10 protein-coding genes are annotated in these 8,781 nt (G+C 41.8%); all 10 read left to right on the top strand.

All coding sequences use genetic code 11. The features are described 5' to 3' along the window. Positions 1-980, top strand: a 980-nt coding sequence (locus ACLNCN_RS01560; RefSeq protein ID WP_424844486.1) for an ABC transporter ATP-binding protein, incomplete at its 5' end; no start/stop codon positions are given. 95 nt (positions 981-1,075) lie between these two features. Beyond that, entirely contained in the window at positions 1,076-1,579 is a 504-nt protein-coding gene (locus ACLNCN_RS01555; protein WP_424844485.1) for a phosphatase PAP2 family protein, read from the top strand. 113 nt (positions 1,580-1,692) lie between these two features. Then, a complete protein-coding gene (locus ACLNCN_RS01550; protein WP_424844484.1) occupies positions 1,693-2,139 on the top strand; it encodes a LytTR family DNA-binding domain-containing protein in 447 nt (148 codons plus the stop codon). 4 nt (positions 2,140-2,143) lie between these two features. Beyond that, the gene (locus tag ACLNCN_RS01545) at positions 2,144-2,818 is read left to right on the top strand and encodes a LiaF transmembrane domain-containing protein (protein ID WP_424844483.1); all 675 of its coding nucleotides are present in this window, start codon (positions 2,144-2,146) and stop codon (positions 2,816-2,818) included. 106 nt (positions 2,819-2,924) lie between these two features. Beyond that, a complete protein-coding gene (gene rpmB, locus ACLNCN_RS01540) occupies positions 2,925-3,113 on the top strand; it encodes a 50S ribosomal protein L28 (protein ID WP_001140948.1) in 189 nt (62 codons plus the stop codon). Between the two features lie 155 nt (positions 3,114-3,268). Beyond that, a complete protein-coding gene (locus ACLNCN_RS01535; RefSeq protein WP_000216437.1) occupies positions 3,269-3,634 on the top strand; it encodes an Asp23/Gls24 family envelope stress response protein in 366 nt (121 codons plus the stop codon). Positions 3,635-3,636: 2 nt separating this feature from the next. After that, positions 3,637-5,304 (top strand): DAK2 domain-containing protein, encoded by a 1,668-nt coding sequence (locus ACLNCN_RS01530; RefSeq protein ID WP_070528646.1) that lies wholly within the window; start codon positions 3,637-3,639, stop codon positions 5,302-5,304. 200 nt (positions 5,305-5,504) lie between these two features. Further along, entirely contained in the window at positions 5,505-7,205 is a 1,701-nt protein-coding gene (locus tag ACLNCN_RS01525) for an acetolactate synthase large subunit (RefSeq protein WP_020900041.1), read from the top strand. Continuing rightward, entirely contained in the window at positions 7,198-7,674 is a 477-nt protein-coding gene (gene ilvN, locus ACLNCN_RS01520; RefSeq protein WP_001253803.1) for an acetolactate synthase small subunit, read from the top strand. Before ACLNCN_RS01525 ends, ilvN begins: the two co-directional genes overlap by 8 nt. 168 nt (positions 7,675-7,842) lie before the next feature. Continuing rightward, on the top strand, positions 7,843-8,781 hold a 939-nt coding region (gene ilvC / locus ACLNCN_RS01515; RefSeq protein WP_424844482.1), incomplete at its 3' end, for a ketol-acid reductoisomerase.

Genomic DNA, 8,781 nt, shown 5'->3' with positions numbered 1-8,781 from the left:
TTAGCTATGCCTTGGTGATTATTGTTGGTGCAGCCTTGGCCTTAAATGGGCACATCAGTATCGGGATTATCGTTGCCTTTATGGCCTACGTTCGTATCTTTTCTCAGCCTCTTTCACAAATCGCCCAAGGGATTACTAGTTTGCAGCAGGCTAGTGCAGCCATGGGACGTGTCTTCGAATTTCTAGCTGAAGAGGAGATGGAAGATGAATCCCATAAAGCAAGACAATTGAGCGATATGAAAGGTCAAGTGGTCTTTGATCGAGTTTCCTTTGGTTACACACCAGAGCGAACTATTATCCATGACTTTTCTGCGACAGCTCATGCAGGTCAAAAGGTTGCCATTGTCGGACCGACCGGAGCTGGGAAGACAACCATTGTCAATCTTTTGATGAAGTTCTATGAGATTGATAAGGGAAGTATCCGTATCGATGGTGTAGATACCAAAGAGATGAAGCGTTCGGAAGTACACGATGCCTTTTCAATGGTCTTGCAGGATACTTGGCTCTTTGAAGGGACCATTCGCGACAATCTCATCTATAACCAAGAGGGTATTAGTGAGGAGCGCGTGATCGAAGCCAGCAAGGCTGTAGGGATTCACCACTTTATTATGACCCTACCAGATGGTTACGATACCATCTTGGATGATACAGTGACCTTGTCTGTCGGACAAAAACAACTCTTGACCATTGCTCGTGCTTTGCTGAAAGATGCGCCACTCCTAATCCTAGATGAAGCGACTTCTTCTGTTGATACCCGTACAGAGGAATTGATTCAGAAAGCTATGGATCGTTTGATGGAGGGCAGAACTTCCTTTGTCATCGCCCACCGCTTGTCTACTATCCGAAATGCTGATCTGATTCTGGTCATGAAAGATGGCAATATCATCGAGCAAGGCAATCATGATGAGCTAATGGCGCAAGCTGGTTTCTACGCTGATCTCTACAACAGTCAATTTACAGAAGACGAAGCAGAAGAATAAATCTAAAGAAGGCTTGACGGCCTTCTTTTTCTGCACTATACTAGAAGACAAGTGCTTCCCTATAAGCAAAATTTGAGTAAGTGATGAGAAAATATATGAAAAATTATCAAGAATGGTATGGCCACGTTGCTAGTAACATTAAAAATAAGCCCTTTCTTCTGAGCCTGTTAAGAACTTTCAATCGCTTCATGACGGCAGTTATGCCTATGATTTATCTAACCTTGTTAGCCACTACCTACTTCCAAGAAGGACGTGGTAAACAGATCTTGATCTATGTGTGTATCCCTGCGTCAGGCTTTGTGATTTTGTCCTTTCTTCGTAAGAAAATCAATGCCCCTAGGCCTTATGAGGAATGGGATATTAAACCCTTGCTTGACAGAGATAGTCCTGGTCAGTCAATGCCCAGTCGTCATGTCTTTTCAGCAACCATTATCTCCATGGCTTGCTTACATGCTAGTTTATCTGTAGGGGTTATCTTATTGGTCTTGTCAGCCCTCCTCGGTCTAGTGAGAGTCTCAGGTGGCGTGCATTATCCCAAGGATGTAGTAGTTGGTTATATTTGTGGTCTTGCGTGGGGTGTGCTTTTCTTTCTATTTTGAATTGTAAGTTAAGGTGGTCCTAGAACCACTTACGGGTCTAAAGTAACCACTTGCTTTTTTGCTCTTGTTTTCTTATTTTGGCTTTGATATAGTAGAGTCAGAAAGGAGATGGAATGAAGTTACGAATCGAAATTGACAGCAATTTAGAGGAAACTGAAATTGTCATCAAGGCAGCGGCTTTGACAGATGAGATTGCGGATTTACAGCGCCTCTTGCACGAATCTAAGTCTCCTAGGTTGATTTTTTACAAGGGGACGGGTGAATATTATCTGGACTTGTCGGAAATTCTTTTCTTTGAGACGGAAGGTAGCAAGATTTATGCCCATACCCATAAAGATGCCTACGAGGTTCGGCTTAAACTCTATGAGTTGGAGTCTATCCTGCCCCGTTATTTCAGTCGAGTATCCAAGTCGACCATTACTAATATTCGGCAAATCTATTCGGTGGACAAGTCCTTTTCAGGAACGGGCACCATTTCCTTTTATCAGACCCACAAGGAGGTTCATGTCTCACGACATTACCAATCCCTCCTAAAAGAAAATCTAAGAAACATGAGGTAAGAACATGAAAAAGAAAGCATTTGGTATTGTGTTGCTAGTATTGGCAGCTTTAGTATTATTGCAAGGAAATTTTGGAATCCCTTCTCTAGGAGGGCACATTTGGCCTTTGATTGGTATTGGATTTTTTACCTACCAATCAGTTGAGGCTTTGCTTCGTCGTCATCTGACTTCAGCAGTTTTTACAGCTCTAGTAGCAGTAATGATTGCTAACCACTTTTATGATATTTTACCGATTCCCAATCAATCACTGTTCTGGGCCAGTATTCTAATTGTTCTTGGAGTTAATTATTTGACTCACTCTAACAGAACATGGAATGGTAAGAAATGGTGGTATGACGGTGAAAAGACCATTATGACAGACAAGGAAGTCGCTTTTGGAAGTGGGACTTTCTATAAACAAGATCAAGATCTTGTAGACGACCAAGTAGAAGTTGCTTTTGGAAATGCAAAAATCTACTATGACAATGCAGAGATGTTAGGAGATAGCGCAACCTTGAAGATAGAAGTCGGATTTGGGAATGCAGTTATCTACGTGCCTCAACACTGGAGAGTAGATCTAAAAGTAGAGACTTTTTGTGGAGCAGCCAAGGCAGATGCCCCTCTAGCCCCAACTAGCAAAACTTTGATTATCCGTGGAGACGTTGCTTTTGGGAAGTTGGGGATTGTCTACGTTAAATAAAAAAATCTTCCAATTCCCTTGCAAAAATGAAGAAAGTGTGATAACATAGTACGGTATGTGGTGCTAGCACATCCGCTATATTAGATCTAATAGGAGGAAAACACAAATGGCTAAAGTATGTTACTTTACAGGTCGTAAGACTGTATCAGGAAACAACCGTTCACACGCGATGAACCAAACAAAACGTGCCGTAAAACCAAACCTTCAAAAAGTTACTGTTCTTATCGATGGTAAACCTAAAAAAGTTTGGGCTTCAGCTCGTGCTTTGAAATCAGGTAAAGTTGAACGCGTTTAATAATAAAAGTAAGGAGACCTTAGGGTCTTTTTTCTTTTACTGTAGATATAAAATCATTTGAAAAATAGAGTAAATATCCGCTGATACAGTATTCTGCTTTTACACTTGGGCTGAAATATGATAAAATAGAGTATCAACTAGTTGAGGTAAAAAGGATGACTGTAAAAATTAATACAAAAGATGGTCAAATCGAACTAACAGATGAAGTGATTGCAACCGTCGTAGGTGGAGCAGCAACTGAGATTTTTGGTGTGGTCGGTATGGCTAGTAAAAATGCCCTCAAAGATAATTTCCAAGCCCTTCTAGGTAAGGAAAATTATTCCAAAGGTGTCGTCGTAAAAGCGGCCGAAGATGGCAGTATTGCAGTTGATGTATATACCGTGTTGAGCTACGGAACAAAGATTAGCGAAGTGTCAAAAAACATTCAAGAGCGTGTTCGTTTTAGTTTGGAAAACCAACTTGGAATTACTGCTCAGACTGTAAATGTCTACATTCAAAATATCAAAGTTGTAGGAGAATAACCGTGTCAAAAATTACTACTAGCTTATTTCAAGAAATGGTGCAGGCTGCATCAACTCGCTTGAATAAGCAAGCTGAATATGTCAATTCATTAAACGTCTTTCCCGTTCCAGATGGAGATACTGGAACAAACATGGGAATGACCATTGAAAATGGTGCTAAAGAAGTTGCAGATAAGCCAGCTTCTACAGTTGGCGAGGTAGCGAGCATTCTTGCCAAAGGTCTTTTGATGGGTGCGCGTGGAAACTCAGGAGTTATTACGTCTCAGCTTTTCCGTGGATTTTCACAAGCCATCAAGGATAAAGACGAGTTAACAGGTCAAGACTTGGCCCTTGCCTTCCAATCAGGTGTGGAAGTTGCTTATAAGGCAGTGATGAAGCCAGTTGAAGGAACGATTTTGACAGTTTCTCGTGGGGCTGCTATCGGTGCTAAGAAAAAGGCTGAGCAGACAGATGATGCTGTTGAAGTCATGCGCGCAGCCTTGGAAGGTGCTAAAACAGCTCTAGCTAAAACGCCAGACATGCTTCCAGTATTGAAAGAAGTTGGCGTTGTGGACTCAGGTGGTCAAGGACTGGTCTTCATCTACGAAGGTTTCCTTTCAGCCCTTACTGGTGAATATATTGCATCTGAGGACTTTGTAGCGACTCCTGCCAACATGAGTGAGATGATCAATGCAGAGCATCATAAGTCTGTGGCTGGTCACGTAGCGACTGAGGACATCACCTTTGGCTACTGTACTGAAATCATGGTAGCTCTTAAGCAAGGTCCAACCTATGCCAAAGATTTTGACTACGACGAATTCCGTAACTACTTGAATGAGCTTGGGGATTCTCTCCTTGTTGTCAATGATGATGAAATCGTCAAAGTCCATGTCCATACAGAAGATCCAGGTCTTGTTATGCAAGAAGGTCTCAAATATGGTAGCTTGGTCAAGGTAAAAGTTGACAATATGCGTAACCAACACGAAGCGCAGGTTGAGAAAGAAGCTGCTCAAGTTAGCAAACCAGCTGAAGAAAAAGAGTATGCTTTGATTGCTGTGGTGGCTGGTAAAGGTCTAGCAGATATCTTCCGTTCTCAAGGTGTGGATTATGTTATCGAGGGCGGTCAAACCATGAACCCTTCAACAGAAGACTTTATCAAGGCTGTTGAACAGGTTAACGCTCGTAACATCATCTTCCTGCCAAACAACAAAAACATCTTCATGGCAGCTCAATCTGCAGCAGAAGTTTTGGAACAACCAGCAGTAGTGGTGGAAGCTCGTACTTTGCCACAAGGTTTGACAAGTCTTCTCGCCTTTGATCCAAGTAAGTCCATCGAAGAAAACCAAGAGCGTATGACTGCTGCTCTTAGCGATGTCGTTAGTGGAAGCGTCACAACAGCTGTGCGTGATACAACCATTGATGGCTTAGAAATCCATGAAAACGATAATCTAGGTATGGTGGATGGGAAAATCCTCGTGTCAAACCCTGATATGCACCAAACCTTGATAGAAACCTTGAAACATATGTTGGATGAAGATAGTGAAATTGTAACCTTCTATGTCGGTGAAGACGGAAGCGAAGAACTTGCCAATGAAATTGCCCAAGAAATCACAGAAGAATTCGAAGATGTTGAAGTCGAGATTCATCAAGGTCAACAACCTGTTTACCCATACCTATTCAGTGTGGAATAAGATTAATGAAGAACTGAGAAATCAGTTCTTTTTTCTTTTTTAGTAAATGAAATCGGTATCTTTTTAATAAAAACAAAAATAACATTCATAAATAAACGTTAAAATAGAAAATTCAGAAAATTTCTTCTTTTCTCTTGAAAAATTTTGAAAAAATGGTATGATAGTAACAAGTTATTTTTAAGAGAAGAGAAAGGGGAACAATGGAGAAAATCAGTTTAGAATCTCCTAAGACGGGGTCGGACCTAGTTTTGGAAACACTTCGTGATTTAGGAATTGATACCATCTTTGGTTATCCTGGTGGTGCAGTCTTGCCTTTTTATGATGCGATATATAATTTTAAAGGCATTCGCCACATTCTAGGACGCCATGAGCAAGGTTGTCTGCATGAAGCTGAAGGTTATGCCAAATCAACTGGAAAGTTGGGTGTTGCCGTCGTCACTAGCGGACCGGGAGCAACAAATGCCATTACAGGGATTGCGGATGCCATGAGCGACAGTGTTCCCCTTTTGGTCTTTACAGGACAGGTTGCGCGAGCAGGGATTGGGAAGGATGCCTTTCAGGAGGCAGACATCGTGGGAATTACCATGCCAATCACTAAGTACAATTACCAAGTTCGTGAGACGGCAGATATTCCGCGTATCATTACGGAAGCTGTCCATATCGCAACTACAGGTCGACCAGGGCCAGTCGTCATTGACCTACCTAAAGACGTATCTGCTTTGGAAACAGATTTCATTTATTCACCAGAAGTGAACCTACCAAGCTATCAGCCGACTCTTGAGCCGAATGATATGCAAATCAAGAAAATCTTGAAGCAATTATCCAAGGCTAAAAAGCCAGTCTTGCTAGCTGGTGGTGGAATTAGTTATGCTGAAGCTGCTGCAGAATTAAATGAATTTGCAGAGCGCTATCAAATTCCAGTGGTAACCAGTCTTTTGGGGCAAGGTACGATTGCAACGACTCATCCACTCTTCCTTGGAATGGGAGGTATGCACGGATCTTTCGCAGCTAATATTGCCATGACGGAAGCTGACTTTATGATTAGTATTGGTTGCCGTTTCGATGACCGCTTGACAGGAAATCCTAAGACCTTCGCTAAGAATGCCAAGGTTGCTCACATTGATATTGACCCAGCTGAGATTGGCAAGATTATCAGTGCAGATATTCCTGTAGTTGGAGATGCTAAGAAAGCCTTGCAAATGTTACTAGCAGAACCGACAGTTCATAACAATACTGAGAAATGGATTGAGAAAGTTACTAAAGACAAGAACCGTGTTCGTTCTTATGACAAGAAAGAGCGTGTGGTTCAACCGCAAGCCGTTATTGAACGCATTGGTGAATTGACGAATGGAGATGCCATTGTGGTAACAGACGTTGGTCAACACCAAATGTGGACAGCCCAGTATTATCCCTACCAAAATGAACGTCAGTTAGTGACTTCAGGTGGTTTGGGAACCATGGGATTTGGAATTCCAGCAGCAATTGGAGCTAAAATTGCTAACCCAGATAAGGAAGTAGTCTTGTTTGTTGGGGATGGTGGTTTCCAAATGACTAACCAGGAATTGGCTATTTTGAACATTTACAAGGTGCCAATCAAGGTGGTTATGCTGAACAACCACTCACTTGGAATGGTTCGCCAATGGCAGGAATCCTTCTATGAAGGTAGAACGTCAGAGTCAGTCTTTGATACCCTTCCTGATTTCCAATTGATGGCACAAGCTTATGGCATTAAAAACTATAAGTTTGACAATCCTGAGACCTTGGCTCAAGACCTTGAAGTCATCACTGAGAATGTTCCTATGCTAATCGAGGTAGATATTTCTCGTAAGGAACAGGTGTTACCAATGGTACCAGCTGGTAAGAGTAATCATGAGATGTTGGGGGTGAAGTTCCATGCGTAGAATGTTAACAGCAAAACTACAAAATCGTTCAGGAGTCCTCAATCGCTTTACCGGTGTCCTGTCTCGTCGTCAGGTTAATATCGAAAGCATCTCTGTTGGAGCAACAGAAGATCCGAATGTATCGCGGATCACCATTATTATTGATGTAGCTTCACATGATGAAGTGGAGCAAATTATCAAGCAACTCAATCGTCAGATTGATGTGATTCGCATTCGTGATATCACAGACAAGCCTCATTTGGAGCGCGAGGTGATTTTGGTTAAGATGTCAGCGCCAGCTGAGAAGCGAGCTGAGATTCTAGCAATTATTCAACCTTTCCGTGCAACAGTGGTAGACGTAGCGCCAAGCTCGATTACCATTCAAATGACTGGAAATGCTGAAAAGAGTGAAGCTCTATTGCGAGTCATTCGACCGTACGGTATTCGCAATATTGCTCGAACGGGTGCCACTGGATTTACCCGCGATTAATACTCTTCGAAAATCTCTTCAAATCACGTCAGCTTTGCCTTGCCGTACTCAAGTACAGCCTGCGGCTAGCTTCCTAATTTGCTCTTTGATTTTCATTGAGTATAAAAATATTTTAAATTTGTTAAACCAGCCTAAAAGGCAATAAATAATAGAAAAGAGAGAAAAACTATGGCAGTTCAAATGGAATATGAAAAAGATGTTAAAGTAGCAGCACTTGACGGTAAAAAAATCGCCGTTATCGGTTATGGTTCACAAGGACATGCGCATGCTCAAAACTTGCGTGACTCAGGTCGTGATGTCATCATCGGTGTACGTCCAGGTAAATCTTTTGACAAAGCAAAAGAAGATGGATTTGACACTTACACAGTAGCAGAAGCAACTAAATTGGCTGACGTTATCATGATTTTGGCACCAGACGAAATCCAACAAGAATTGTACGAAGCAGAAATCGCTCCAAACTTGGAAGCTGGAAATGCAGTTGGATTTGCTCATGGTTTCAATATCCACTTTGAGTTTATCAAAGTTCCTGCGGATGTAGATGTCTTTATGTGTGCTCCTAAAGGACCAGGACACTTGGTACGTCGTACTTATGAAGAAGGATTTGGTGTTCCAGCTCTTTACGCAGTATATCAAGATGCAACAGGAAATGCTAAAAACATTGCTATGGACTGGTGTAAAGGTGTTGGAGCAGCTCGTGTAGGTCTTCTTGAAACAACTTACAAAGAAGAAACTGAAGAAGATTTGTTTGGTGAACAAGCTGTACTTTGTGGTGGTTTGACTGCCCTTATCGAAGCAGGTTTCGAAGTCTTGACAGAAGCAGGTTACGCTCCAGAATTGGCTTACTTTGAAGTTCTTCACGAAATGAAATTGATCGTCGACTTGATCTACGAAGGTGGATTCAAGAAAATGCGTCAATCAATTTCAAACACTGCTGAGTACGGTGACTATGTATCAGGTCCACGTGTAATTACTGAGCAAGTTAAAGAAAACATGAAAGCTGTTTTGGCAGACATCCAAAATGGTAAATTTGCAAATGACTTTGTAAATGACTATAAAGCTGGACGTCCAAAATTGACTGCTTACCGTGAACAAGCAGCTAACCTTGAA

The organism is Streptococcus sp. CL8.13, assembly GCF_049737895.1.
This window is presented reverse-complemented; position numbering and strand designations above follow the sequence as displayed.